We start from the raw sequence: 26263 nt of genomic DNA on the forward strand, positions 1-26263 counted from the left end.
TCGTCCGCATCTGTCGGGAGGATCGAAAAGCGTGTCTGTACCCCCGTCCACCAGCTCACAGAGGAATGTTGTCTTCGTCGACGGCATCCGTACCCCGTTCGGCAAAGCAGGCCCCAAGGGCATGTACGCCGATACTCGCGCCGACGACCTCGTCGTCAAGGCCATCCGCGAACTTCTTCGCAAGAACCCCAACCTGCCTCCCGAGCGCATCGACGAGGTCGCGATCGCCGCGACCACGCAGACCGGTGACCAGGGCCTGACGATCGGCCGTACGTCCGCGTTGCTGGCCGGACTCCCCCGCAGCGTCCCCGGCTTCGCGATCGACCGCATGTGCGCCGGCGCGATGACCTCGGTGACCACCACCGGATCGGGCATCGGCTTCGGCCAGTACGACGTCGTCATCGCCGGTGGCGTCGAACACATGGGCCGCCACCCGATGGGTGAAGGCGTCGACCCCAACCCGCGCTTCCTCGCCGACAAACTCGTCGATCCCAGCGCGCTGGTGATGGGTAACACCGCCGAGAACCTGCACGACCGGTTCCCGAGCATCACCAAGGACCGCACCGACGCCTACGCCGTCGCGAGCCAGAACAAGTACGACGCCGCCAAGAAGGCCGGCTTCATCGCCGACACCCTCGTGCCCGTCGCCACCAAGTCCGCCACAGGGTGGGGCCTGGCCACCGAGGACGAGCCGCCTCGCCCCGGCACCACCGTCGACGATCTCGCCAAGCTCAAGACACCGTTCCGGCCCGCAGGTCGCGTCACCGCAGGCAACGCCGCGGGACTCAACGATGGTGCCACCGCCGCAATCCTGGCCGGTGAGGACACCGCGCACGAACTCGGACTGAACATCGGCATGCGGATGGTCGGCTTCAGCTTCGCCGGTGTCGACCCGGCCGTCATGGGCATCGGACCGGTTCCCGCGACCGAAAAGCTGCTCGGCCGAACAGGATTGAGCATCGACGACATCGGCCTGTTCGAGATCAACGAGGCCTTCGCCATCCAGGTGCTCGCGTTTCTCGAGCACTACGGCATCGCCGACGACGACCCCCGCGTCAACCAGTGGGGCGGGGCCATCGCGTGTGGCCACCCCCTCGCGTCCTCGGGCGTTCGTCTGATGACACAGCTGAGCCGCCAGTTCGCCCAGCAGCCCGACGTCCGCTACGGCCTGACGACCATGTGCATCGGTCTCGGCATGGGCGGCACCGTCATCTGGGAGAACCCCAACCACGCTGACTACTCAGGAGCGAAGGCATGAGCGACATCACCACAGCGTTCACCGACGAGGTAGTCACGAACGCCTTCACCAAGATCATCTCCGTTCCCGGCCTCGAGGGTTCGATCGCCCTGGTCACCCTCGACAACGGCTTCGACCACACCAAGCCCTCGACCTTCGGTCCCGGCGGACTCGCCAAGTTCGACGCCGCACTCGACGAGGCATTCGCAGCGAACCCGGTGGCCATCGCCGTCACCGGTAAGCCGTTCATCTTCGCCGTCGGTGCCGACCTCAACGGTGTGCCGAACATCAAGACCAAGGACGAGGCGCTGCAGATCGGACAGCTCGGCCACAAGGTGTTCCGTCGCCTTCGCGAGTCGACAATTCCGACGTTCGCCTTCATCAACGGTGCCGCACTCGGCGGTGGCCTCGAAGTGGGACTGCACTCGCACTACCGCACCGTCGCGGAGAACGCTGCCGCCCTCGGCCTACCCGAGGCCTTCCTCGGCCTGGTGCCGGGATGGGGCGGAACTCAGTTGCTGCCCAACATCATCGGAGCCTCGAACGCCGTCACCGTCGTGATCGAGAACGCACTGAACCAGAATCGCGTCCTCAAGCCGCAGCAGGCACTGGACCTCGGCATCGCCGACGCCCTCTTCGGCGGAGCCGACTTCCTCGAGCAGTCTCTCGCGTGGGCCGCTCAGGTGATCAAGGGCGAGATCACCCCTGCTCGTCCCGAGATCGACCGCGGGCAGGCCTGGGACGATGCCATCGCCCGCGCCAAGGGCATCGTCGCGGGCAAGACGAACAACTTCGCCCCCGGCCCCGTCGCCGCGGTGGAGCTGCTCGAGCTCGCCAAGAGCACCGACATCACCGACTCTGCCTCGCTCGACAAGGCTTTCGCGGCCGAGGACGAGGCCCTGTCCACGTTGCTGGTCAAGGACGAGCTCCGCGCCGGGCTGTACGCCTTCGATCTGGTTCAGAAGCGCGCGAAGCGGCCTGCCGGTGCACCCGACAAGTCGTTGGCGCGCAAGATCTCCGGCGTCGGCATCGTCGGTGCCGGCCTGATGGCCAGCCAGCTCGCGCTGCTGTTCGTGCGGCAGCTGAAGGTGCCGGTGATCCTCACCGACATCGATCAGGAGCGCATCGACAAGGGCGTCGGCTACGTCCACGGGGAGATCGACAAGCTGCTCGGCAAGAAGCGCCTGTCCCCCGATGCCGCGAATCGGTTGAAGGCGTTGGTGTCCGGCTCCATCGACAAGTCCGCCTTCGCCAAGACCGATTTCGTCATCGAGGCCGTCTTCGAGAACCTCGACGTGAAGAAGAAGGTGTTCGCCGAGGTCGAGGAATTCGTCTCTGCCGAAACGATTCTCGCGACCAACACGTCTTCGCTGTCGATCACCAAGATGGCGGCCGATCTGAAGCACCCCGAGCGGGTCGTCGGTTTCCACTTCTTCAACCCCGTGGCCGTACTTCCGCTGCTCGAGGTCGTCAAGGGCGAGAAGACCGACGATGCCACTCTCGCAACGGCATTCGCGACGGCCAAGACCCTGAAGAAGTCGGCCGTGCTGTCGGCGGATCTCCCCGGATTCGTCTTCAACCGTCTCGTCACGCGCGCGTCGAACGAGATCATCAGCGCGATCGACGAGGGCACCCCGTTCGATGTGGCAGACGGCGCAGTGGGCGAGCTCGGTATGCCGATGAGCCCGCTGACCCTGCTGGCACTCGTCGGGCCGGCCGTCGCCCTGCACACGGCCGAAACCCTCGCCGAGGCCTATCCGGATCGGTTCAAGGACTCCGCCGGCTTCCGCGCTCTCGTCGAGGCGAAGAAGCCGGGTGTGTGGACCTACGGCCCCGAGGGCCAGGTCGTCGACCCCGAGGTCGCCGCACTGTGGCCGCAGGGCGATTCACCGTCCACCGCCGAGCAGGTGCTCGACCGCACCCGCAACGCCATTGCCGACGAGATCAAGATCATGCTCGACGAGGGCGTCGTGGCAGCGGCCGAGGATATCGACCTCTGCCTGCTCCTCGGTGGAGGCTTCGGATTCTGGAACGGCGGCATCACCCCGTACCTGGACCGCAGCGGTGCATCCGAGGCCGCAACCGGTCAGCGCTTCCTCGCCCCCGGTGTAGCCAGCGTCTAGCTTTCCCCGCCGAGTTCGAGGTTATGGACGGATTTCTCCGGATTTTCGTCCATGACCTCGAACTCGGCATTGTTCGGTCACGCTATGGTGCGATCCGATGAACAACGAACGCAGTCGGCTGATCGGCATCGGCTACCGAATGTTGGGGTCGTACAGCGACGCCGAGGACGCCGCATCCGAGGCTCTCGTTCGGTGGTACCGACTCACCGGCGCCGAACGCGACGCCATCGACGTCCCTGCTGCATGGCTCACCCGAGTGGTGGGCCGGATCTGCCTCGACATGCTCGGATCGGCTCGTGTTCGCCGCGAGAACTACGTCGGTCAGTGGCTACCTGAGCCCGTCGAGACCATCGCCCCCGAGGGTGCCACGGATCCGGCCGATCGAGTGACGCAACAGGAATCGGTGACACTCGCGCTTCTCGTCGTTCTCGAATCGCTCTCTCCGGCGCAGCGAGTCGCATTCGTCCTGCACGACGCGTTCGCCGTGCCGTTCGACGAGATCGCGACCGTTCTCGATCGATCCCCGGCCGCCTGCCGCCAACTCGCTTCTGCCGCACGAACTCACGTGCATTCCCGTCATCACTTCGTCGCCGATCCCCGCGAGCACGATCGCGTCGTGCGGGCGTTCGCATCGGCGTCTGCAGGCGGGGATCTCGCATCCCTCGTCTCGGTGCTCGCGCCCGACGTCACCTTGATCAGCGACGGCGGCGGCCACGTATCCGCGGCCCGTAATGCGGTCCTCGGATCCGATCGAGTCGCTCGCTTCGTCCGCGGCGTCACCGCCAAGTCCACCGATCTCCACTGGTCGATCGAATCCGTCAACGGCCTGTCGGGGATCGTGATCCGACGCAATGGCGCGGTGTTCGGCGTCATCGGGTTCGACACCGTCGACGGCATGGTCTCGAGCGTGTGGATCGTGCTCAATCCGGACAAACTCCGGCACTGGGTCTGACACCCGCCATACATTCGTCACGGCTGCGTCGTCAGAGAGTGGAGGGCCGCGCAGTGCGGTCCGCATCATCTCTCGAGAATCAGGTGGATACGCGATGAAGCTAGCCGTAGCCGGTGGAACCGGAACCGTCGGAGCACATGTGGTCGAGGTTGCACGTGAACGCGGACACGAGGTGGTCGTGTTGTCGCGATCGGCCGGTGTGGATCTCGTCACCGGCACAGGTCTGTCCGACGCGTTGTCCGGCGTCGACGCTGTCGTCGATGTCGCGTCGACGCAGACTCTCTCGGCGAAAGAATCGACGGCGTTCTTTTCCGCCGTGACCCGCAACTTGCTGACGGCGGAGGGCGCGGCCGGAGTCGGTCATCACCTCGCGTTGTCGATCGTGGGGATAGACGAGGCACCGCACGGCTACTACGCCGGAAAGGTGAAGCAGGAGAGCCTCGTTCGGGCCGGAGCAGTGCCATGGACGATTCTTCGAGCCACCCAGTTCCACGAGTTCGCCGCGCAGATCCGCTCGCAGACCTCGTTCGGTCCACTGACAGTCATCCCCAGGATGCTCTCGCAACCGATCGCCGCCCGCGAGGTTGCCGAGCGTCTGATCGACCTGGCCGAGCGGTCGCCTTCCGGCCGCGTCGCCGATCTCGGTGGACCACGTGAAGAGCGCATGGTCGAGATGGTGCGGCGCTACGCACTGGCAATCGGTGCCCGCTGCTCGGTACTGGAGGTCCCGATTCCCGGCGCATACGGTCGCGCAATGCGAGACGGAACGCTGGTTACTTCCGCCGGTGCCGATCACGGTACGCAGACGTTCGAGGACTGGGCGGCCGCACAGTCGCGATGATCGCCCACCGCCGAACTCGAAGCTGTGGACGACATCCGGCGATTTCTCGTCCATGACGTCGAGTTCGGCGGGGTGGGTCCGCCGATGAAACTGGGGGTGTTGTCTTCTGCAGATTCCTGGGCGCTGCTGTGGGCCGTGTTGCTCGGACTCGGTCAGGGCGGGCAGTTGTCCCTGGCGATGACACTGATGAACCTGCGGGCCGCGACGGCACGTGATGCTGCATCGCTGAGTTCGATGGCTCAGACGGTCGGCTACGTGCTGGCAGCCTGCGGCCCGTTGGTGTGCGGCGCGGTGCATTCGGCAACGCAACGGTGGGAGCCGTCGGTGCTCTTCCTTCTCGTGATGACGGCTCCGATGGCAGTCGCGGGCGCGGTGGCCGGACGCCGCGCGTTCTACGGCGTGGACGTCCGGCGGGAGGAGAGCCTCAGAGGCTCTTGACCCAGTGCGAGACCCGCTGCACGACGTCCTCGCAGGTGAGACCGAGTTCGTGGTGTAGCTGTTCCCGCGATGCGTGGTCCAGGAATCGTTGCGGCACACCGAGATCGCGGCACGGAGTGTCGACGCCTGCACCGCGCAACGCGGCCGACAACGTCGATCCGATTCCGCCGTGCACACCGCTGTCCTCGATGGTCACCACCATTCGATAGTCCTCGGCCAACTTGAGCAACGACTGCGGAATCGGAAGCACCCAGCGGGGATCCACGACGGCAATCGAGATGCCGTCGTGCCGAAGCTTCTGCGCAGCGTCGAGGGCGAGCGAGCCGAACACACCGACCGCGACGATCAACACGTCGCCCGTCGCATCGGCCGGCTCGGCCAACACATCGACGATTCCGTCCAGCCTGCGCACAGCCGGAACCGCCTCGGTCACTGCGCCCTTGGGGAAGCGCAGCGCAGTGGGTCCGTCGGACGTCGCGATCGCCTCGGCCAGTTCTTCCCTCAGCGTTTCCGCGTCTCGCGGTGCCGCTACCTTCATGCCGGGGATGATGCCGAGGAGAGACATGTCCCACATGCCGTTGTGACTGGCACCGTCGGCACCGGTGACACCGGCGCGGTCCAGCACCACGGTGACCGGGAGTCCGAGCAGCGCCACGTCCATCAGTAACTGGTCGAACGCTCGATTGAGAAAGGTGGAGTAGATCGCGACCACCGGGTGCATGCCGCCCAGCGCAAGGCCGGCGGCCGACGTCATCGCGTGTTGCTCGGCGATACCGACGTCGAACAGTCGGTCGGGGAACCGAACCCCGAACGCGGCGAGACCGGTGGGCGCAGCCATCGCTGCGGTGATCGCCACGACGTCGTCGTTCTGTTCGCCCTGCTCGATCAGCGCCGCCGAGAACACCGAGGTCCAGTCCGGTACCGACTTCGATCGCGCCAGCCCTGTCAACGGATCGATGACACCGGTGGCGTGCATCTGATCGGCGACGTCGTTCTCGGCGTGAACGTAACCCATTCCTTTGCGCGTCACCGCGTGGACGATGACCGGACCGCCGTACGCCTTGGCTCGGCGCAGAGCCGATTCCATCGCATGCTGATCGTGCCCGTCCACCGGACCCAGGTACTTGATTCCCAGATCGGTGAACATCACCTGCGGGCTGATGGCGTCCTTCACCCCGGCCTTCATTCCGTGCAGCATCGCGTACGCCGTAGGACCGACGACGGGAATGCGACGCACGATTCGGCGACCGTTGTCCAGCACCTTCTCGTACCCCGGCTGTAGCCGCAGGGCCGCCAGATGATCGGCCAAACCACCGATGGTCGGAGCGTACGAGCGACCGTTGTCGTTGACTACGATCACCAGAGATCGGTCCCGACCGGCCGCAATGTTGTTCAGTGCCTCCCAGCACATCCCGCCGGTGAGTGCACCGTCTCCGACCACGGCGACGACGTGGCGGTCGGTCTCACCCTTGAGTGCGAACGCCTTGGCCAAGCCGTCGGCATAGGAGAGCGACGCCGACGCGTGCGAGGACTCCACCCAGTCGTGTTCGCTCTCGACCCGTGACGGATAGCCCGACAGTCCACCCTGTTTACGGAGCGTGTCGAACAGACCGATGCGCCCGGTCAGCATCTTGTGCACGTACGCCTGGTGGCCGGTGTCGAAGATGACGGGGTCACGCGGCGAATCGAAGATTCGGTGGATCGCCAGAGTCAGTTCCACCACGCCGAGATTGGGTCCGAGGTGGCCGCCGGTGGCGGACACCTTCTCGACCAGAAACGCGCGGATCTCGCGGGCCAACTCGGCCAGCTCCGCACTGCCGAGGTCGCGCAAGTCCTCGGGCGTCTGAATTCGCGCTAGGACACCCAACGAGATCGCTCCCTCCGGCCGGAAACAGAATAGAGACTTCAGTCTACGGAGTCGGCGTTCCTCGCCGCTCCGCCCAGCATCGTCACGCCGACAGTACCGTCGAGCATCCAGGTGCCCTGGATCAGCCGCCCCTAACCTCCGCAGTGTCGAATCGGACATCACACTTACAGTGTGGCCTATGAGCAACGTCGTCGATGCCATCCTGTGCCGAGTTCACGAGCTGTGCCGCGACGACACGTCCGGGCACGTGGCGGACTACATTCCCGAGCTCGCCGCCGTCATGCCGGACGGGTTCGGTATCGCGCTGACGACCACGGACGGTTACCTCTACGAAGTCGGTGACACTCGACTCCCCTTCACGATCCAATCGATCTCCAAGCCGTTCACCTATGCATTGGCCCTGGCCGATCGCGGCCTGGACATCGTTGCGAGCAAGATCGACGTCGAACCGTCCGGTGAGCCGTTCAACGAGATCAGTCTCGACCCCGTCACCGAGCGACCGCGCAACCCGATGATCAATGCCGGTGCCATCACGTCGGCGTCACTGATCTCAGGGCGAAGTGCCGAGGACCGGTTCGAGCGCATTCGAGCCTCGTACTCTCGCTATGCGGGGAGATCTCTGACGTTCAACGAGTCCGTCTACCGGTCGGAGGCCCGCACCGGCAATCGCAACCGCGCCATCGGCTTCATGCTCCGTTCGTTCGACATCATCGACCACGATCCCGACGCCGCAGTCGATCTGTACTTTCGCCAGTGTTCGATCGACGTCACCGCTGCGGACCTCGCCATGATGGCGGCGACCATGGCCAACAACGGCGTCAATCCGCGCACGCGAGAGCGCGCACTGGCACCCGCTCTGGTCGAACGGGTGCTGTCGGTCATGACGACGTGTGGGATGTACGACGGCGCGGGCGACTGGGTCGCGCGGGTGGGTCTGCCGGCCAAGAGCGGAGTCGGAGGAGGAATCCTGGCAGTACTCCCGGGGCAGATGGGCATTGCCGTCTATTCACCGCGACTCGATTCCCACGGCAACAGCGTGCGCGGAGTCGCCGCGTGCCGAGAGCTCTCGAACCGTCTCGAACTGCACTTCCTGCACGTCACCCGAGCGGCCAAGTCCTCGATCCGGCGTCGATACGTGGTCACCGAGGCACCCTCGCGTAAACGGCGCTCCGATGTGGAACAAGCCGCCCTGGCCGCCGTGGGAGATCGCGCCCGGGTATACGAGCTGCACGGTGATCTGCTGTTCTCCGGGGCCGAGACGGCCGTCCGTGAGATCGGCGACCTCGACCGTGAACTGGATGCCCTCGTCATCGACGTTCGGGGGGTGGACGAAGTCAGTGACATCGCTCGCACCATGTTCGAGGACCTACGCCGAGATCTCGCCGAACACGGCTGTGTGGTGGGTCTGGTGGATCCCAGAGCGATCATGGGTCACACGACGTCGAGTCTCGACCCGGCCGACCCCGCAGGCCGAACGTACTCGAGCCTGGGTGCAGCGATCCAGTGGGCCGAGAACCTGCTTCTGGATCGTCATTGCGTGGGTGTACGACAGCCCACCGTCGTCACCACTGCCGAGCATCCGTTGCTGGCCGGGCTGTCCGCCGCCCAGTTCGAGGCGGTGACTCCGTATCTGGAGAAACGGCACTACGCGCGTGGAGAGGTGATTGTTCGCCACGGCGATCCGGCGGCGGGCCTGTTCCTGATGCTGCGCGGCGAGGTGACGTCGACGGCGGTCTCCGCCGACGGTGGCAAGCACCGCATCACGACTCTCTCCCCCGGCATGAGCTTCGGTGAGATGCCCCTGCTGATGTCGGTGCCGTTTCTGCTCGACATGGTCGCCGACACACCGGTCGATCTCGTGGTGGTGTCGACAGCGCACTTCCAGGCGCTCACGCGAGACGCACCGGAGATCAAGCTGGCGCTGCTGGAAAATCTCGCCACCGGAGCGTACGGCCAGATGGCAGCGGTGATCAGAACGCTCGGGCGGTTCGACATCGGCATCTGATGATGTCGAACCGTCCGATCATGGTGTTCCGACGAACGTCAGGCACCGAGGGTGAGCATCGTGAGCACTTCGGTCGGCTGCGACGAGCCGCCTTCGGGTTCGAGCGAGAAGGCGAAGTTGGTCGATGCTCCGAGTCCGTCGACCACGGTGCCGGACTCCGACGCGAGTTGGTCCTCCGTCACCACCCCTGCCGAGCGGGGCGAACCGTCCACGAACCACATCTGATAGACGCGTCCCGGTGGCGGCTGTGGAACTCCGTCCAGAGACACCACGACCGCGTTCCGAGCGAGCGAGTACGACACCGTCGCCGAACCGCCGCCAGGGAACTCCGCTGTGGTTTCGCGCGCATCCGGGGCGGCCACGATCTGCTCGGCCTGCGACGGCTGGGGGTCCGTACCCGTCGTTTGGGTGACGACCACGACGCCGCCCACTGCGACGACCACCGCGGCCGCAGCCGAGACCATCGAGTAGCGCCAGGTCTTGGAGCGCTCGCGCCGGTGTCGGTGCAGCGGAGTGACGTTCGGTGGCAGCTTGTGGACCGTGGGCTCCTGATCGCTGACGGCGACCTGATCGAGCACCAGTTGCCGTACTCGCTCCGGTGCAGGAGTGGCGTCGGCCGCGGCCGCCAGGGCCAGCGTCTCGTGGATCTCGCCCACCAGGACATCGAACTGAACGCGCGCGGTGTCGTCGACGCGCAGTCGCTCGGCCTCGATGTCGCGTCGCTCGGAATCGGTGGTCGCGTGGAGGGCATAGATCTCCGCGTCGTCGAGCAGCCGTTGTCGTGACGATTCACTCATTGCGGGATCACCCCCAGACATGTCTTCAATTTGATCAATCCGTCTCGTATGCGCGATTTGATGGTAGGAACCGCGACCCCGAGCCGCTCCGCAACTTCGCGATAGGTGTAACCGCTGTAATAAGCCATTCGGACCGACTCGCTCTGCGTATCGGTCAAGGTGTCGAGACAGGCAACCACGGCCTCCGATTCGAGCCGCTGAGTCACCGTTTCGAGCACTTCGTCGTGTTCCGGTGTGTGACTGACCGCGCCGTACGCTGCTTCGCGGTCGGTGCCCGACTGTTCACTCCGAACGCGATCGACGGCCCGGCGGTGCGCCAGCGTCATGATCCAGGCCAAGGGACTGCCCTGATTCGGGTCGTAATTCGGTGCCGCACGCCAGATCTGGAGGAACACCTCCTGCGCGGTCTCCTCGCTGTACCCCGGGTCGCGAAGCACCCGCAGCACCATGCCGTACACCCGCGAGGACGTCGCGTCGTACAGTTCGGCGAACGCCGTCCGATCGCCCTGTGCGACCGACGCCATCAACCGACGCAGACGATCCGCTTCCTCGGCACGCAAGTTCTTGAGCTGTGGACTGGGAACGGCACATACCGCATCCTCGGCCTCGAAATTCTCGACGGCAGAGGATGTCGTTCGCTCACCGTGTGCATCCGGCGATCCGGACGCATCTGGCAACGGCGCGCTCACCGGAAGGTCGTCCCAACAGACGGGTTCATGATCGAGTTCATCGATCACGACACTAGTGGTCATAGCGCTCTCATATCGAAACCTCCGCGTTTTCCCGCCGCAGTACATATTCGGAACAAACCGATCGGAGGATGGTTCGGGACGAAAATTCGTTTGCGGAGATGTGGACCGCGTTTCATCCTTGATGGGCAATCGGACAAACGTGGGGAATCGGGCGACCGGCCCACAGGAGGAATCGAGAGACATGGCGGCGATCGAGACACACGGTCTGGTCAAACGTTTCGGAACGAACGTCGCTGTCGACGGAGTCGATCTGTCCATTCCGTCCGGTGGTGTCTACGGCGTGCTCGGGCCGAACGGCGCAGGGAAGACGACGACCATCCGGATGCTGGCCACCCTGCTGCCGATCGACGGCGGCAGCGCCCGAGTCCTGGGTCACGATGTGGCGAGCGAACCGGAGGCCGTACGGCAGAAGGTCGCTCTGACAGGACAATTCGCTTCTCTGGACGAGGATCTCACCGGCACGGAGAATCTGGTGCTGCTCGCTCGTCTCCTCGGCTACTCACGGCCGGCCGCCCGATCACGAGCCGAACAGTTGCTGACGGCCTTCGACATCGCCGACGCCGGGCCGCGACAGGTCAAGACCTACTCCGGCGGCATGCGCCGTCGCATCGATATCGCCGCCAGCATCATCGTCACTCCGGAACTGATCTTCCTCGACGAACCCACCACCGGACTCGACCCCCGCAGCCGAAACCACGTGTGGGAGATCGTCCGCGCGTTGGTCGCAGGCGGGACGACGGTGTTGCTGACGACACAGTATTTGGACGAGGCCGATCAACTGGCCGGGCGTGTCGCAGTCATCGATCGCGGCAAGGTCATTGCAGAAGGGACGACGGGTGAGCTGAAAGCATCGGTGGGATCCAATTCGCTGCACCTACGGGTCCTCGACTCGGCCCAGCGAACGGTTGCCGCACAAATCCTGCGAGATCTGGTCGGCAACAACGTCACCGAGGATCCGGACCCGTCCACCGTCACCGCGCGGTTGGACAACCCGGCACAGGCCGCGCCCGTGCTGCCCGCACTCGAAGCGGCGGGCATTCCCATTGCGTCGTTCACCCTTGGCCAACCGAGTTTGGACGAGGTGTTTCTGGCCCTCACCGGGCACGGGGCGGGAGTGGAGCCTGCAGGAACGACCCATGGGGCCGATGCCGGCTCGGCAGTCGAATCCGAGCAGGAGGTCGCGTCATGACCACGGAAGCCCAGCAGTCGACGCCACGGGCATCGACCATCATCGACGTGCTCGGTGCGGCCGGTCCTCGTCCACCGCGCCCGTCGTCGTTGTCCACGTCGCTGAGCTTCGGGTGGCGAGCGCTGCTCAAGATCAAGCACGTACCCGAGCAGTTGTTCGATGTGACGGCCTTCCCCATCATGTTCACGTTGCTCTTCACCTACCTGTTCGGTGGCGCACTGGCGGGGTCGACTCAGGCGTACATCCAGTTTCTGCTCCCCGGCATCCTCGTCCAGACCGTGGTGATGATCACGATGTACACCGGTGTGACCATGAACAAGGACATCGAGAAGGGCGTGTTCGACCGGTTTCGTTCGCTGCCCATCTGGCGTCCGTCACCCTTGGTCGGCGCGCTGCTCGGTGACGTCGTTCGCTACACGCTGGCCTCGGTGATCGTGCTGATCCTCGGATTGATACTCGGCGTCAGGCCGCAGGGTGGCGTCGTCGGGGTCGTGGCCTCGATCGCGCTGCTGCTGGTGTTCTCGTTCTGCCTGTCCTGGATCTGGACGATGATCGCCATGATCGTGCGCACCGAGGCCGCGGTGATGGGCGTGTCGATGTTCATCCTGTTTCCACTCACTTTCGCGAGCAACATCTTCGTTGACCCCGCCACGATGCCCGGTTGGCTGCGTGCGTTCGTCGACGTCAATCCGGTCAGCTTTCTGGTCACGTCCCTGCGTGGCCTGATGCAGGGCGACGTCGACACCGGTCAGCTGGGAGTGACGCTGATGCTGTGCGCGGTGTTGCTGGCGGTGTTCGGGCCGATCACGATGCGCCTGTACAACCGAAAGTCCTAGCGAACCCGGTGCGCAGCCTCGATCACGAGGCGGCGCGTGCTCGATGTCTACGTACCGCATCGCGGTTGGAGCACACCGTTCCGCAGTACCGCTGTCTGCCGGTTCTCGAGGTGTCGGCGAAAGCGAGAGTGCAGTCGGCTGCCGCGCAGCGGTCGAGGCGAGACATACCGCGTCCGGTCAGATGCAACGCTGTGCCGACACTCACCAACGCCCTGATGACGCCGCCGAGTTCGATGTTGGGGTCGCGGTAGTGCATGTGCCAGCCGTCGTCGGCATGGTTCGTCAAGCGCGGGTACGCCGACGCCTGTGCCAGAAGCGCGTTGAGCGCGTCGGCCCGTTCGTTGTCGGTGGTTGCGTCCACCACCCGTGCCCAGTCACGCAGGAACTCGACGGTGTCCAGCAGATCGGCCTCGGTTGCGGTCCAGTCCGGTACCAGGCCCGCGTCGACGCAGCGGTTGCCCAGTTCGGTCGCCGACGTGGGTGGCGAGTTGAGCAGGTCGATGCCGAGTTTCACTGCGTATTCGCCGTAAGGGTTGATGTGCACAAGACCATTACATCACGATGGACGCATGGATAAAGAACACATCGCACACACCTGGACCACCCACTCCACCCACGACACCAGCGAGGGACTCGTCGGGTACCAGGGATGCCGGTGCGGTGCCCAGCGCATCGTGACCGTTCCCACGCACACCTTCGCCCCGGTCGCCGAAATTGCGTACCGGTCCTGATCGGTCGCCGCAGCCCTCACCGTCGAACGAAACGGCCGATGCACTCGACATGACTGGTCAGGGGAAACGCATCGAAGGCGCGCATGTCGACGAGTTCGTATCCCGCGCCCCGATACAGGCTCACATCTCGTGCGAACGACGCCGGATCGCATCCGACGTGCACCACCGAGCGGGGAGACCTGGCGGCGAGGGCGGCGATCACGTCTCGGCCGGCTCCCGCACGCGGTGGATCCAGCACGGCCACCGACACCGGTTCGGCCAACGCGTCGATCGAGCGCTCGACCCGCCCCGGAACGAACGAGACCTGCGGCAAATCGTGGAGCGCCGAACGGCCGTCCTCGGCGGCGCGACGGGAGAATTCGACACTGGCCACCCGGCCCGTCGACCCGACCCGATGGGCCAGCGCTGCGGCGAACACACCTACACCGCCGTACAGATCCCAGGCACCGTCACCTGCAACGGCGTCCGCCCACTCCCCCACCACATCGGTGTACACCTGCGGCGCGCCGCGGTGGGCCTGCCAGAACCCGGTGGCGTCGAGGGTCCAAGCCCTGTTCGAGACGTATTCCGTTACACGACCCGATCCGATCACGGCTTTCTCCGGCCTGGACCGAGACGACGCTGCCCGGCGCGCCGACGCGCCCCGGCGGCCCGGCGATCGGCGTCCGGTGGACGAGTGCTGCGCCGGGGCGATCTCCACCACATGCCGCTCGCCTTCCCCGTCGAGGGCCACCTGCAACTCGGCACCCGGCCGCCATTGCTGCTCCGACAGACCGTCGAAGGCCGCGGAATCCATTTGCGGACAAGATAATTCGGTGACAATCGAGCTGCTCCGATACCGGTGGTAGCCGGGCCGCCCGCCGGAATCGACAGCAAGCCGCACGCGGGTTCGCCACCCGGTGCCGTCGCCGGTCCCCGGCAGTTCCTCGACCCACACGTCACGCTCGATTCCGGCGACACGGCGCAGCTGCTCGGCCACGACGAAGGCCTTCATACGCCGTCCGGCATCGGCGGTGGCGTGGGAATAGTCGCAACAGCCCGAGCCACCCGGTCCGGAGATGGGGCAGCGCGCGTCCACTCGGTCCGGAGATGCCGACAGAATCTCGACGGCGTCGGCGCGGCAGAACGACCCGCCTCGGTCCTCGGTCACCCTGGCCACCACCCGTTCGCCGGGCAATCCGTGGCGCACGAACATCACCCGGCCGTCATGACGGGCCACACAGAATCCACCGTGTCCGGGTGCTCCGAGTTCGACCTCGAGCAGCAGCCCGAACCAGCTCTCGCTCACTTGCCCACCGGTGGCTCGTAGCCGCGACGCGATGCGCCCGGTGCATTGCCGAGCACTTCACGTTTGGCCTTCTCGGAGGACCGCAGCTGCCACGGCACACTGGTGACCATCACGCCCGGCTGAAACAGCAATCGAGATTTCAGTCGCAGTGCGCTCTGATTGTGCAGAACCTGCTCCCACCAGTGCCCCACCACGTATTCGGGAATGAAGACGGTGACGACGTCGCGCGGTGAATCGCGTCGAACCCGTTTGACGTAGTCCAGGACCGGTTTGGTGACCTCGCGGTAGGGCGACTCGACGACCTTGAGGGGCACCGATACGTCGCTGGCCTCCCACTGGCGAACCAGGGCCCTGGTATCGGCCTCGTCGACGTTGACGGTCACCGCCTCCAGGGTGTCCGGCCTGGTCGCCCTGGCGTAGGCCAACGCGCGCAGAGTCGGCATGTGCAGCTTCGAGACCAGCACGATCGAATGCGTTCGGCTGGGCAGGACCCCGTCCCATTCCTCGTTCTCGAGCTCGCGAGCCACGGTGTCGTAGTGCTTTCTGATCATCCGCATCAGCACGAAGATCGCCACCATCGCGACGATCGCAATCCAGGCACCGGCGGCGAACTTGGTGATCAACACGATCACCAGCACCGTTCCGGTCATGCCGAGACCGACGCCGTTGACCACCCGCGAGCGCTGCATGCGACGTCGCTGCTCCGGGTCGGTCTCGGTCGACAGCAGCCGCGTCCAGTGCCGCACCATGCCGGTCTGACTGAGGGTGAAGGAGACGAACACCCCCACGATGTAGAGCTGAATGAGCTTGGTGACCTCGGCACCGAACACGACGACGAATGCGATCGCCGCTCCGGACAGGAAGAGTATGCCGTTACTGAAGGCGAGCCGGTCGCCGCGGGTGTGCAGCTGCCGGGGTAGATAGCGATCCTGTGCCAATACCGACCCGAGTACCGGAAATCCGTTGAACGCAGTGTTGGCCGCCAGTACGAGAATCAGGGCGGTGACGGTGGTGATGAAGAAGAATCCGATGGGGAATCCGCTGAAGACCGACTCGGCCAGCTGCGCGATGAGCGTCTTCTGCTGGTAGCCCTCCGGCGCGCCGACCAGCTGGTATTCGGGGTCCATGGCGTATTTGATACCGATCTTCTGCGCCAGCAGGATGATCCCCATCAGTAGCGTGATTCCGATCACGCCTAACAGCAGCAGCGTCGTCGCGGCATTGCGAGACTTCGGCTTCTCGAACGCAGGCACCCCGTTGCTGATGGCCTCCACTCCGGTCAGTGCTGCGCAACCCGAGGAGAAGGCTCGCGCGATGAGGAAGGCGAAGGCGATGCCGTACAGGTGCGAATCCTCTGCCCTCAGATCGAAGGCCGCCGACTCGGCCTGGATGTCGTCGCCGAGAACGTAGACCCTGAGCATGCCCCAGCCGATCATCAACACCATGCCGAACATGAACGCATACGTGGGGATGGCGAAGGCCGCACCGGACTCGCGGATTCCGCGGAGGTTGATCGAGGTGATCAACACGATCGCCACCACCGCGAACAAGACCTTGTGCTCGGCGACGAACGGAACCGCCGAGCCGATGTTCGACGCAGCCGCCGAGATCGACACCGCGACGGTCAGCACGTAGTCGACCATCAAAGCGCTACCGACCGTCAGTCCGGCGGCGGGGCCGAGGTTGGTGGTGGCCACCTCGTAGTCTCCGCCGCCCGACGGATAGGCGTGCACGTTCTGTCGATAGCTGGCAACCACCACCGCCATCACCACACAGACGGCGAGACCGATCCACGGAGTGAACGCGACCGCCGAGATACCCGCGACGGAGAGCACGAGAAAGATCTCCTCGGGCGCGTATGCCACCGAGGACATGGCGTCCGAGGCGAACACCGGCAATGCGATTCGCTTGGGAAGCAACGTGTGACCGAGCTTGTCGCTGCGGAACGGCTTGCCGAGCATTAGCCGCTTGGCGGCTGTCGAGACCTTGGACACGGACAGAAGCGTAGGCCGTCCGCCTGCAAGCGTCTCAACCACACATCGCAAAGGGGTCGGAGCGCACCCTGGGTCGATCCGACGACGAATGCCCGATACGTTGGTGCACGTATGCCCATCGTGGCAGTGTCGGTCGACAGTGTCGTCGACAATCGAGATCGGGACGGAGCTGGGCGTTGTACGTAGTTGTGATGGGATGCGGCCGTGTCGGCGCATCGCTGGCCGGTGCCCTCGAGCGCATCGGCCACGAGGTGGCGATAATCGACCGCGACGAAACGTCATTTCTGCGTCTCGACCCCGACTTCAGCGGGCATCGCGTGATCGGCATGGGATTCGACCGAGATGTGTTGGTGAGCGCGGGAATCGAGAAGGCCGAGGCATTCGCGGCCGTGTCGTCAGGCGACAACTCGAACATCATCTCCGCCCGCGTCGCACGCGAGACGTTCGGCGTCGACAAAGTGGTCGCGAGAATCTACGACGCCAAGCGCGCCGCCGTCTACGAGCGCCTCGGCATCCCGACGGTCGCTACCGTGCCCTGGGCCACCGATCGATTTCTGCACAACCTGCTGCGCGACGACCCCACGACGAAGTGGCGCGATCCGTCGGGCAGCGTCGCCGTCGTCCTGCTCGACTTCCACGACGCCTGGATCGGCAAGAAGCTCTCGGTACTCGAAGAAGCCACCAACTCGCGGGCCGCGTTCGTCATCCGATTCGGCGGCGGACTGTTACCGGACAAGCGCACCGTCATCCAAGCCGGTGACGAGGTGTATGTCGCCGCGGTCTCGGGCACCGTCGCCGAAGCCATTGCGCTGGCGGGCAACGCTCCGCCCTCGGACAACTGATGCCCGCGCGCACGTTCCCCACCTCCCCCATCGACCCGAACGGGAAGCCATGAAAGTCGCCATCGCCGGAGCCGGCGCAGTCGGCAGATCCATCGCACGCGAACTGATCCGCAGCGAACACGATGTGATGCTCCTCGAACGCAAACTCGACCACGTCGATCAGGCCGCCATCCCGGAAGCGGAATGGGTGCTCGCCGACGCGTGCGAGCTGAGTTTGCTCGAAGCCGCCCACCTCGAAAATTACGATGTGGTGATTGCCGCCACCGGCGACGACAAAGCCAATCTCGTGCTCAGCCTGCTGGCCAAGACCGAGTTCGGTGTCAACCGCGTGGTGGCCCGAGTCAACGATCCGCGCAACGAATGGCTGTTCGACGCTGCCTGGGGCGTCGATGTCGCAGTGTCGACGCCGCGCATGCTCGCATCACTGGTCGAAGAAGCTGTCTCGGTGGGCGATCTCGTGCACTTGATGACGTTCCGCAAAGGCCAGGCCAACCTCGTCGAGATCACACTGCCGGAGAACACTCCTCTCGCGGGTAAGCCGGTCCGCAAGCTCCAGCTACCCAGGGACGCAGCACTGGTGACGATTCTGCGCGGCGGGCGGGTGATCGTTCCACAGCACGACGACCCACTGGAGGGCGGCGACGAACTGCTGTTCGTCGCGTCGAAAGAGGTGGAGAACGAACTACGCGCCGCGGTCGGCCTGATCTGAGGGCAGCTGCTCGACGCCCCGGTCAGCGGTCGATGTCGCGTCGAGCGCGCGATCGGCCGAACGCACCGCCCAGAGTGTGACCAGGAGCGCCACTCCAGTCAGTGGCCAACCCATCCCGATGCGGGCAACGGCGAGCCAGCCCGTCTGGTCGGAGTCGTAGAGCTGTGACTGCACGATGTACCGGGCACCGAACACCGACGCCCAGGCGATGGTGGCCACGTCGTAGTAGCGCACGGCCGTCCGGTTGCCACGCCACGACGTTCCCTTGCCGTTGAGGTATCCCCAGATGATGCCGACCAGCGGCCAGCGTGCAAGCACCGACATCACGAACGCAGCGCCGTAGACCAGCGAGGTGTAGATGCCGAAAAGGAAGTAGCCCTTGGCATCCCCCGTCCGATACGCGATGAACGCACAGATACCCACCCCGAAGAACCCCGAGATGGCGGGTTGGATGGGACTACGACGAACCAGTCGCCACACCAATACCGCAGCAGCGACGCCCAGAGCGGCCCACAGAGCGACGGCGAGATTTGCGTAGCTGTTCACCGGAACGAACACGAGAACGGGCAGCGTGGAGTAGGCGAGCCCGCTCAATCCGCCGAGCTGCTCGAGGACGGTGGGAGCCACCTTCTCGGCCGTGGCCGACGCGTCGGGCGTGGGTTCCGGCGTGTTCGACGTCGGCGGGGGCGGCACGGAATCGTCGCTGTTGGTCACGACAACGAGAGTGCCATACCGGCGACGATCAGCTGTCGTCGCGCAGTTCGTAGTAAGGGTTGTAGACGATCTTGTGTCCGTCGCGTTCGCCGACGCGTCCGCGAACGAGCAGAGTCTTACCGGGCTCGATTCCCGCGATCTTGCGACGTCCGATCCAGAGCAGCGTCACCGTGTCGGTGCCGTCGAAGAACTCGGCCTCGATATTGGCATTGGCCGCCTTCGAACAGGCTTCGACGCTGCGCAACCGACCGAACATCGTGACTTCCTCGCCTCGCGAGCAGTCGCATGCGCGCCGAGCCCCCGAGGCTTCGGAGGTTTCGGCCATCTCCTCGGCATCGAGTTGATCGATGTCCTCTGTCAACTTTCGCGTCAGGCGGCGAAAGTATCCTGCGGCAGCGGGTGCCATGGTGCGCTCCAGCGGTGTGGGGGTCGTTCCGCGGGCTCCACGAGCCCGCAGTATGGGTCGTTCCGCAGGCTGCACTCCCGGCGGAGCAGTTGCGGCGACGTGGGGGTTTCCCGCGTCAGGGTGGGTACTTCGCCACTGTAGACCCGAAGTGTCACGCTGGCCAACCAGTGCCGACGCGGTGTCGGCGGGCGTGCACAATCGTGTCGTGCACAGCCGATTCGACACCCGTACCGCGATCGTTCTACCGGGGACGGGGTCCGACGCCCGGTTCGCCGCCGACGCGTTCTCGGCAGCATTCGACGGTGTGGGATTGACCACCATCGCGGTCGAACCCGACCCTGCCGATGTGGTACAGAGCTACCTGTCCGCCCTCGACGACGCGGCGGACAGACACGGACGCATCGTGGTCGCGGGGATATCCCTCGGCGCAGCCGTCGCGGTTCGATGGGCGGCCGACCACGCATCGAACACCACGGCCCTTGCGCTCGCGCTGCCGGCGTGGACCGGCGACCCGACCGGTTCCCCTGCTGCCCTGAGCGCGGAATTCACCGCCCGATCGTTACGTGAACATGGACTCGACGCGGTCACCGCGGCAATGGCAGCGTCGAGCCCGCCGTGGCTCGCGCGCACTCTGCGGAGGTCCTGGGCGGCCCAGTGGCCCGCCCTTCCCGACGCGCTGGACCAAGCGGCTCGCTATCGCAGCCTCGAACCCGATGAACTCGCTCGGATCGAGCTGCCTGCCATCGTCGTGGGCGCAGTGGACGACGCGGTCCATCCGATCGAGGTAGCTCGACAGTGGGCGCGGGCGCTACCGAACTGCGAGCTGCGTACGGTGACCCTGGACGACATCGGGCGCGACCCGGGATGCCTCGGCCGGGCCGCCGTCGACGGTCTCGACGGGCGGTCGACTCACCCGCCCAGCTGCTGAATCGCCGATCCCGACGCACCCCGTCGCGGCGCACGATCACGCTCGGCGGCGGTGGATTGCGGAACCGAATCCTGTTGCGGCGCAACAGGTTCTGCAGACGGAACCGCAGCCTCGGGCTGAGCCGCCTGTTGCGTTGCACTCTGCTGAGCGGCAGCCTGCTGCTGCGCTGCCGCAGCAAGTTGCTCGGCCAGCACCTGCGGCAACACCACCGGCAGCGGGGTGCGCACCGGATGTGGGTCGGTACCCCGGTCCACCACGGTCTGGCGAAGAATCGTGTGCGCCAGTCGAACGAGAGGCTGGCCCTCACCCACGGCACCCGAGGGGCCGGCGAGAACACAGCGGACCATCCAGCGATAGCCGTCGACTCCGATGAAGCGCAGGTCCGCGTTGGCCGTGACGCCGAGCAGTTCGCGGCCCCACGGACCCGTCTCCACTGTCGTCTCGGCCTTGTCGTTGCGCAGCGACGTCGCCAGGTCGGCAGCAACCTCGCGCCATTGACCAGGTGATTTCGGTGCCGCGTAGGCAGCGATGGTGATGCGTCCGAACTGCGTCACGATGTGCACTGCCTGCGGGCTACCAGCCTGCGACATCTCGACCTGGAGTTGACCGCCCTCCGGCAGCGGAATCAACACCGAACCGAGGTCGAGTCTGGTCTTGGCGACGGTCTCGCGATCGTCGAGGTCCTCGAGATCGTGGGGCCCGTCGGCGGCCGTCGCTCCGGCCTCGCCATCGACGTCCTCGTCTTCGTCTTCGTCACCGTCGACGAATGGCTCCACACCGGGCGCGGAGGCACTGCCGGCGTCGTTCTTCTTACGCCGTCCGAACATGTTCAGCTCTCTTCTTCTCGGTTGTTTCCACTGTGCCTGCCGACGGCCGACGTCGTGGCGGAACTCACTGGTTCAGACTTGCATGCCCGCCGGTCGAACCATGACCCCCGGCCCCGCGAACGGTGTCGTCCAGCTCGTCGACCTCGACGAACGTCACCAGTTGGACTCGCTGCACGATCAGCTGAGCAACGCGGTCGCCGCGCTCGAGCACGATCGGGGTGTGCAGATCGTGATTGATCAGGCAGACCTTGATCTCGCCCCGGTATCCGGCATCGATGGTTCCTGGGGTATTGACCACGGAAAGTCCCGACTTGGCCGCCAACCCGGAGCGCGGATGCACCAACCCGACGGTTCCGAGCGGGAGTGCGATCGCTAATCCGGTCCCCACCAGGACGCGCTGACCAGGCTCGATCGTGACCGGAGCCGTGATGCGCAGATCGACGCCTGCATCACCCTCGTGCGCACGTGCGGGTACCGGTAGATCCCGATCGAGTCGGCGTACTCGAACTTCGGACACCGGATCCGTAGGCCACGGCAGGGTCGGGAATCTGGGGTCGGACGGCTCGGTGCCGGACTCGGTGACTTCGTCGCTCACGTCGACCGAGACTACGCGGGCCCGCTCCCCCGTCGGTGTGGCGACTACCCTGGAGCTCGTGACTGCAGATCGACAGGCCCAACACGCGTCGGAGTCCGGCGACTCCACTGCCCGCTCCGGATCACCGGCACCCGCCGGAACGGTGCACTATTCCGAGCGGCTGTGGGTGCCGATCTGGTGGTGGGCAGCGGGCGCGGCCGTGGCGGTGTTGCTCGCCGCGGAGATTCACATGGGTGCTCCGGGCATCCGAGCGTGGCTCCCCTACGTCCTGTTGCTCCCGCTGATCGCATGGGCACTGTTCGCCTTCAGCAGGCTGCGCGTCGAGGTGGTCGCCGATGCAGGCTCGACCGGTGCCGAGCTTCGTGTCGGGAAGGCACATCTGCCGCTCGACGTCGCAGCCAAGGCGGCCGTCGTACCCGCGACAGCAAAAAGTGCGGCGCTGGGAAGGCAACTCGATCCATTGGCCTTCGTGCAGCACCGCACCTGGGTGAAGCAGATGGTGATCGTCGTCCTCGACGATCCGGACGACCCGACGCCGTACTGGCTGGTCAGCACCAAACGGCCCGAGGAGCTCTTGGCAGTACTGACCGCGCACGGCGTCGAAGCGCGCTGAACCCCCGACAGTCCGCACCGATCTGCACAGTCCTGATCTGCACAGACCCGAGCTACTCGATCAGGCCTGTGCGAAAAAGGTCACGCCGCGCAGTCGCGGCACATCAATACGCCGTTGGCGTCGCTGGCCAGTCGGCTGCGGTGATGGACCAGGAAGCAGCTCGAACACGTGAACTCGTCGGCCTGCTTGGGAACCACTCGTACCGAGAGCTCCTCGCCGGACAGGTCAGCCCCCGGAAGCTCGAACGACTCCGCGGTGTCGGACTCGTCCACGTCGACGACGGCCGACTGGGCCTCGTTGCGTCGGGCCTTCAGTTCTTCGAGCGAGTCCTCCGACACGTCGTCGGATTCTGTTCTTCTCGGTGCGTCGTAGTCGGTTGCCATTGTTCTCGTACCCCTCATCTTCGTGCGTGTGTGTGGTGGAAGCTGCCGATATGGTCGGCTTGTGGCCGTCGGCTGTGAAGAGGGCGCTTGCTCGCTCCCACCGATGTTCGTATCTGTTCGAAATCGTTCGTCGTCGCGCGGTGCCCGAAACTACACCGGGTAGTTCCCAGAACTCGCCGGTTGAAACCCGATCGAGACCTCGCTCACCTGATCGATGATGCACCGGCGTCCGATTCTTGAAGCACCGCGGCCGCCAGACAATAGCCGAAGCCGGTGACAAAGTTGAAACCGAACCGCCGGTGAGTCCATTACCTGTGTGCACGCCGCAACAACACCGGGACGAGCGGCTTCATTCCGCGACCCACAGAAGGCATCTCGACGCCGGTTTCGCGCGGTGAAACAGTCGCTGCGCACGCCGTTCGAGGAGGGTCCGGCCGAGTGTGCCGTCCTCGGGCAGCGCGGGCATCTACAGTAGGCACCGCGTCGGTGTGAACCGACTCTGTGGACCGGTCTCGGCGAGTGCCGACGGAAAGGCGAAGATCAACCGTGGTTTCTCTGATCACCGAAGGCCATTCGGTCGACGGCCGAGGTCGTCCGTTCCGTCGACGCCGAGCGTTCCCCATCATCGCGGTCTTCACCGTGCTGGCTCTGCTCGGAGTGCTCGTGTGGGTCAAGGTGTTCACCACCTCCGAGGCCACCTCGGCAACCGCCGAATGCAATGCGCCCACCACCACCGCTGCGACCGACGGCACGCAGCCGGTGCCGCTCGGCAAAGAAGTGGACCCGACGACGTTGCTCGACGTCCAGCCCGCCCCGCTGTCCGCGTCCAAGGTGCGTGTGTTCAACGCCAACGGTGAACGCGGACAGGCCGCCCTCGTCGCCGCCCAACTGATCGACTACGGCTTCGCGAGCGCGCCGGACGTCCAGGTCGGCAACGATCCGGTCTACGTGGACCAGAACATGCAGTGCCAGGGCCAGATCCGCTTCGGTGCCGCCGGTTCGGCTGCCGCCAGCGCGGTGTGGCTGGTCGCACCCTGCGCCGAGCTCATCCAAGACGCCCGCACCGACGACTCGGTCGATCTGGCGCTGGGCACCTACTTCAGCGAGATCCAGCCGAACGACGACGCCGAGGAAGTGCTGCGCACTCTTGCGAGTGCTGCACCCGGGGCGGCGCCTGCACCGCTCGATGCCGACCTGCTCTCGGCGGCACGCGAATCACGCTGCTGAGGTCGTGTCGTCGTGTCAGCCGGGAATCGGGTCGAGAGCGCCTGCGCTGCGCAGTACGGCCAGGAAGTCGTCCGAGATGCCCGGGGCCATGGCTACCGTTGCAGCACCCTGGGCGCTGGTCGAGTTCGCAGCGGGCAGCCTGACCACCGCGCCCGCCTCGGCCGCGATCAGTGCGCCCGCCGCCCAGTCCCACGGACTGAGCCCGTGCTCGAAGTGAGCGTCGACCGCCCCCGACGCCACCATGCAGAGATCCAGCGCTGCCGACCCGATTCGGCGGATGTCGCGCACCTGGGGCAGCAGTTCGGAGATGATCGCTCCCTGCACCGCACGTCGCCGTGATCCGTAGCCGAATCCGGTGGCCAGCAACGTCATCGACACGTCGGTGACACCCGAACACGCAAGGTGCTCCCGGGTGCCGTCGGTTCGCTGCACCGTGGCACCGCGCCCGAGAGCAGCGGAGTAGACGAGTTCACGCGCGACGTCGACCACGGCCCCCGCGACACTGACTCCGTCGATCTGAACTGCAACCGACACCGCGTAGGCGGGGATTCCGTACATGAAGTTCACGGTTCCGTCGATCGGGTCCAGCACCCACCGCACACCGTCGAGCGAGTCGTCCTCGCTGCCTTCCTCTTCCCCGAGAATCGCATCCTCCGGCCGCAGCTGCGCGAGCATCTCGCGCAGGACGCGCTCGGTTTCGGTGTCGACGACGGTCACCGGATCGGTCGGTGTGCTCTTGGACTGCACCGCGCCGTCACCCTCGTTGGACGTGCCGTCGAACACCTGCGGGCGTCGGAGCCGAACGTGCTCGGCGGCTCGCGTCGCTACCCGAACGGCAACCTCGTGCAGAGCGTCCACCTCACGGGTGGTCGATCCCTGCGCTGCCCGGTGCTCTCCCGGCAATTGCGTACTGGCGGTGTCGTTCTGCGATTCGTCTGGTGTCGGCACACGTACATCGCAACACACACCGGCGTCCGAGCACCACCGCAGCGAGAGGCGGTGACGTCGTCGTGCCGCGTGCACCGAAACCACACTATTGTTCGGAGGCGACGGCACCACAAGGATTCGATCAGTCCAGGAGCGGCATCCACATGACACAGGCAGGTTCGGACAACACCACCGCCGGGGCGGCGCGCCACGGATTCGGCGTCGACGTCGGCGGCAGCGGCATCAAAGGCGGCATCGTCGATCTGAGCACCGGCGAGCTCGTCGGCGACCGCTACAAGATCCAGACACCCCAGCCGTCGACCCCCGATGCCATTGCGCGCACGGTGGCGGAGATCGTCGCGCACTTCGAGTGGACCGGCCCGGTGGGAGTCACACTCCCCGCCGTGGTGACCAACGGTGTCGCTCGCTCGGCGGCCAACATCGACAAGTCCTGGATCGACACCGACGCTCGCGCGTTGTTCGCGAAGGCCATCGGCACCGACAGCGTCACCGTGCTCAACGATGCCGATGCGGCCGGAGTGGCAGAGGACAAGTACGGCGGAGGCAAGGGCAAGGACGGCGTCGTCGTGCTGCTGACGTTCGGCACGGGAATCGGCTCGGCCGTGCTGCACAACGGAGTTCTGCTGCCCAATACAGAGTTCGGTCACATGGAGATCGGCGGCAAGGAAGCCGAGCACCGTGCTGCGTCGTCGGTGAAAGAGAACCAGGACTTGTCCTACAAGGAGTGGGCCAAGGAGGTCTCGACGGTTCTCGAGGCGTTCGAGGCTCTGTTGTGGCCGGATCTGTTCATCGCCGGTGGCGGCATCAGCCGCAAGAGCGAGAAGTGGATTCCGCACCTGACCAATCGCACGCCCGTGGTTCCGGCAACCCTGCTGAACACTGCCGGCATCGTCGGTGCCGCACTCGCGGCGGACACCGCCGTGCCGTCGGCCGAGACCGACACGTCCGCAGGATCGGTGGACTGACACGCGGGTAGCCACCTGCGTAGGGCGAGGGTCGGTAACAAACTCCTGAGAGGTCG

At 65.6% G+C, this 26263-nt stretch carries 27 protein-coding genes; 15 read left to right on the plus strand and 12 right to left on the minus strand.

Annotated elements, in window-relative coordinates:
- The first annotated feature begins 31 nt into the window (after window positions 1-31).
- From AABD04_RS13070 to AABD04_RS13090, 5 genes are all read left to right on the plus strand, one after another.
- Window positions 32-1258, plus strand: coding sequence for a thiolase family protein (locus AABD04_RS13070; RefSeq protein WP_341441438.1), 1227 nt, complete (start codon window positions 32-34; stop codon window positions 1256-1258).
- Complete coding sequence (locus tag AABD04_RS13075) at window positions 1255-3360, plus strand: 3-hydroxyacyl-CoA dehydrogenase NAD-binding domain-containing protein (protein WP_341441439.1); 2106 nt, start codon at window positions 1255-1257, stop codon at window positions 3358-3360. Before AABD04_RS13070 ends, AABD04_RS13075 begins: the two co-directional genes overlap by 4 nt.
- Before the next feature lie 97 nt (window positions 3361-3457).
- A complete protein-coding gene (sigJ, locus tag AABD04_RS13080; protein ID WP_341441440.1) occupies window positions 3458-4312 on the plus strand; it encodes an RNA polymerase sigma factor SigJ in 855 nt (284 codons plus the stop codon).
- A gap of 94 nt (window positions 4313-4406) precedes the next feature.
- On the plus strand, window positions 4407-5153 hold the full coding sequence (locus AABD04_RS13085) for an SDR family oxidoreductase (protein WP_341441441.1): 747 nt from the start codon (window positions 4407-4409) through the stop codon (window positions 5151-5153).
- Between the two features lie 99 nt (window positions 5154-5252).
- Window positions 5253-5591, plus strand: a complete 339-nt coding sequence (locus AABD04_RS13090; RefSeq protein WP_341441442.1) for an MFS transporter — start codon at window positions 5253-5255, stop codon at window positions 5589-5591.
- Here AABD04_RS13090 and dxs read toward each other — a convergent pair.
- Entirely contained in the window at window positions 5578-7458 is a 1881-nt protein-coding gene (gene dxs, locus AABD04_RS13095; protein ID WP_341441443.1) for a 1-deoxy-D-xylulose-5-phosphate synthase, read from the minus strand. The genes AABD04_RS13090 and dxs overlap by 14 nt on opposite strands.
- A gap of 178 nt (window positions 7459-7636) precedes the next feature.
- Between dxs and glsA the strand changes: the two genes are divergently transcribed.
- Complete coding sequence (gene glsA / locus AABD04_RS13100; RefSeq protein ID WP_341441444.1) at window positions 7637-9463, plus strand: glutaminase A; 1827 nt, start codon at window positions 7637-7639, stop codon at window positions 9461-9463.
- Window positions 9464-9501: 38 nt separating this feature from the next.
- Here glsA and AABD04_RS13105 read toward each other — a convergent pair whose 3' ends face one another.
- Together AABD04_RS13105 and AABD04_RS13110 are read right to left on the minus strand one after the other, a co-directional pair.
- Window positions 9502-10260, minus strand: a complete 759-nt coding sequence (locus AABD04_RS13105) for an anti-sigma factor (protein ID WP_243609523.1) — start codon at window positions 10258-10260, stop codon at window positions 9502-9504.
- The gene (locus AABD04_RS13110; RefSeq protein WP_341441445.1) at window positions 10257-11012 is read right to left on the minus strand and encodes a sigma-70 family RNA polymerase sigma factor; all 756 of its coding nucleotides are present in this window, start codon (window positions 11010-11012) and stop codon (window positions 10257-10259) included. The genes AABD04_RS13105 and AABD04_RS13110 overlap by 4 nt, the downstream gene beginning before the upstream one ends.
- A 181-nt stretch (window positions 11013-11193) precedes the next feature.
- On the opposite strand from AABD04_RS13110, the gene AABD04_RS13115 reads away from it, so the two are divergent.
- Window positions 11194-12201 (plus strand): ATP-binding cassette domain-containing protein, encoded by a 1008-nt coding sequence (locus AABD04_RS13115; RefSeq protein ID WP_341441446.1) that lies wholly within the window; start codon window positions 11194-11196, stop codon window positions 12199-12201.
- Entirely contained in the window at window positions 12198-13037 is an 840-nt protein-coding gene (locus AABD04_RS13120; RefSeq protein ID WP_341441447.1) for an ABC transporter permease, read from the plus strand. The genes AABD04_RS13115 and AABD04_RS13120 overlap by 4 nt, the downstream gene beginning before the upstream one ends.
- Before the next feature lie 22 nt (window positions 13038-13059).
- On the opposite strand, the gene AABD04_RS13125 is transcribed toward AABD04_RS13120, so the two are convergent.
- The gene (locus AABD04_RS13125) at window positions 13060-13581 is read right to left on the minus strand and encodes a CGNR zinc finger domain-containing protein (RefSeq protein ID WP_341441448.1); all 522 of its coding nucleotides are present in this window, start codon (window positions 13579-13581) and stop codon (window positions 13060-13062) included.
- 25 nt (window positions 13582-13606) lie between these two features.
- On the opposite strand from AABD04_RS13125, the gene AABD04_RS13130 reads away from it, so the two are divergent.
- Window positions 13607-13768, plus strand: coding sequence for a hypothetical protein (locus tag AABD04_RS13130; RefSeq protein WP_341441449.1), 162 nt, complete (start codon window positions 13607-13609; stop codon window positions 13766-13768).
- Window positions 13769-13784: 16 nt separating this feature from the next.
- On the opposite strand, the gene AABD04_RS13135 is transcribed toward AABD04_RS13130, so the two are convergent.
- Both AABD04_RS13135 and AABD04_RS13140 read right to left on the minus strand, forming a co-directional pair.
- Entirely contained in the window at window positions 13785-15056 is a 1272-nt protein-coding gene (locus AABD04_RS13135) for a class I SAM-dependent RNA methyltransferase (RefSeq protein WP_341441450.1), read from the minus strand.
- Complete coding sequence (locus tag AABD04_RS13140; protein WP_341441451.1) at window positions 15053-17050, minus strand: APC family permease; 1998 nt, start codon at window positions 17048-17050, stop codon at window positions 15053-15055. The genes AABD04_RS13135 and AABD04_RS13140 overlap by 4 nt, the downstream gene beginning before the upstream one ends.
- A gap of 176 nt (window positions 17051-17226) precedes the next feature.
- On the opposite strand from AABD04_RS13140, the gene AABD04_RS13145 reads away from it, so the two are divergent.
- Window positions 17227-17892 carry a potassium channel family protein gene (locus tag AABD04_RS13145; RefSeq protein WP_243593204.1) on the plus strand — a complete coding sequence of 222 codons (666 nt, stop codon included), beginning with the start codon at window positions 17227-17229 and terminating at the stop codon, window positions 17890-17892.
- Between the two features lie 49 nt (window positions 17893-17941).
- On the plus strand, window positions 17942-18601 hold the full coding sequence (locus AABD04_RS13150; protein WP_243593205.1) for a potassium channel family protein: 660 nt from the start codon (window positions 17942-17944) through the stop codon (window positions 18599-18601).
- Here AABD04_RS13150 and AABD04_RS13155 read toward each other — a convergent pair.
- Both AABD04_RS13155 and AABD04_RS13160 read right to left on the minus strand, forming a co-directional pair.
- The gene (locus tag AABD04_RS13155) at window positions 18575-19228 is read right to left on the minus strand and encodes a DUF3159 domain-containing protein (protein ID WP_341443039.1); all 654 of its coding nucleotides are present in this window, start codon (window positions 19226-19228) and stop codon (window positions 18575-18577) included. The genes AABD04_RS13150 and AABD04_RS13155 overlap by 27 nt on opposite strands.
- A 115-nt stretch (window positions 19229-19343) precedes the next feature.
- Complete coding sequence (locus AABD04_RS13160; RefSeq protein ID WP_341441452.1) at window positions 19344-19721, minus strand: OB-fold nucleic acid binding domain-containing protein; 378 nt, start codon at window positions 19719-19721, stop codon at window positions 19344-19346.
- 205 nt (window positions 19722-19926) lie between these two features.
- Between AABD04_RS13160 and AABD04_RS13165 the strand changes: the two genes are divergently transcribed.
- Window positions 19927-20649 (plus strand): alpha/beta fold hydrolase, encoded by a 723-nt coding sequence (locus AABD04_RS13165; protein WP_423228142.1) that lies wholly within the window; start codon window positions 19927-19929, stop codon window positions 20647-20649.
- Here AABD04_RS13165 and AABD04_RS13170 read toward each other — a convergent pair.
- Window positions 20631-21476, minus strand: a complete 846-nt coding sequence (locus AABD04_RS13170; RefSeq protein WP_341441454.1) for a DUF3710 domain-containing protein — start codon at window positions 21474-21476, stop codon at window positions 20631-20633. The two genes, AABD04_RS13165 and AABD04_RS13170, sit on opposite strands and share 19 nt — an antisense overlap.
- Window positions 21477-21540: 64 nt before the next feature.
- The gene (dut, locus tag AABD04_RS13175) at window positions 21541-22014 is read right to left on the minus strand and encodes a dUTP diphosphatase (protein ID WP_341443040.1); all 474 of its coding nucleotides are present in this window, start codon (window positions 22012-22014) and stop codon (window positions 21541-21543) included.
- Between the two features lie 199 nt (window positions 22015-22213).
- On the opposite strand from dut, the gene AABD04_RS13180 reads away from it, so the two are divergent.
- Window positions 22214-22684 carry a DUF3093 domain-containing protein gene (locus tag AABD04_RS13180; RefSeq protein ID WP_243593606.1) on the plus strand — a complete coding sequence of 157 codons (471 nt, stop codon included), beginning with the start codon at window positions 22214-22216 and terminating at the stop codon, window positions 22682-22684.
- Between the two features lie 80 nt (window positions 22685-22764).
- Here the strand turns inward: AABD04_RS13180 and AABD04_RS13185 are convergent, their stop codons facing one another.
- Window positions 22765-23067, minus strand: a complete 303-nt coding sequence (locus AABD04_RS13185) for a DUF4193 domain-containing protein (protein ID WP_027496891.1) — start codon at window positions 23065-23067, stop codon at window positions 22765-22767.
- A 546-nt stretch (window positions 23068-23613) separates the two neighbouring features.
- Between AABD04_RS13185 and cei the strand changes: the two genes are divergently transcribed.
- Window positions 23614-24294, plus strand: a complete 681-nt coding sequence (gene cei, locus AABD04_RS13190; protein ID WP_341441455.1) for an envelope integrity protein Cei — start codon at window positions 23614-23616, stop codon at window positions 24292-24294.
- A 15-nt stretch (window positions 24295-24309) separates the two neighbouring features.
- Here cei and AABD04_RS13195 read toward each other — a convergent pair whose 3' ends face one another.
- On the minus strand, window positions 24310-25197 hold the full coding sequence (locus AABD04_RS13195; protein ID WP_423228229.1) for an inositol monophosphatase family protein: 888 nt from the start codon (window positions 25195-25197) through the stop codon (window positions 24310-24312).
- A gap of 188 nt (window positions 25198-25385) precedes the next feature.
- Here AABD04_RS13195 and ppgK point away from each other — a divergent pair, with 188 nt between their 5' ends.
- On the plus strand, window positions 25386-26207 hold the full coding sequence (ppgK, locus tag AABD04_RS13200; RefSeq protein ID WP_243593210.1) for a polyphosphate--glucose phosphotransferase: 822 nt from the start codon (window positions 25386-25388) through the stop codon (window positions 26205-26207).
- Window positions 26208-26263: the final 56 nt, after the last annotated feature.

This window comes from Rhodococcoides navarretei (assembly GCF_038069675.1).
GTDB classification, from domain to species: domain Bacteria; phylum Actinomycetota; class Actinomycetes; order Mycobacteriales; family Mycobacteriaceae; genus Rhodococcoides; species Rhodococcoides navarretei.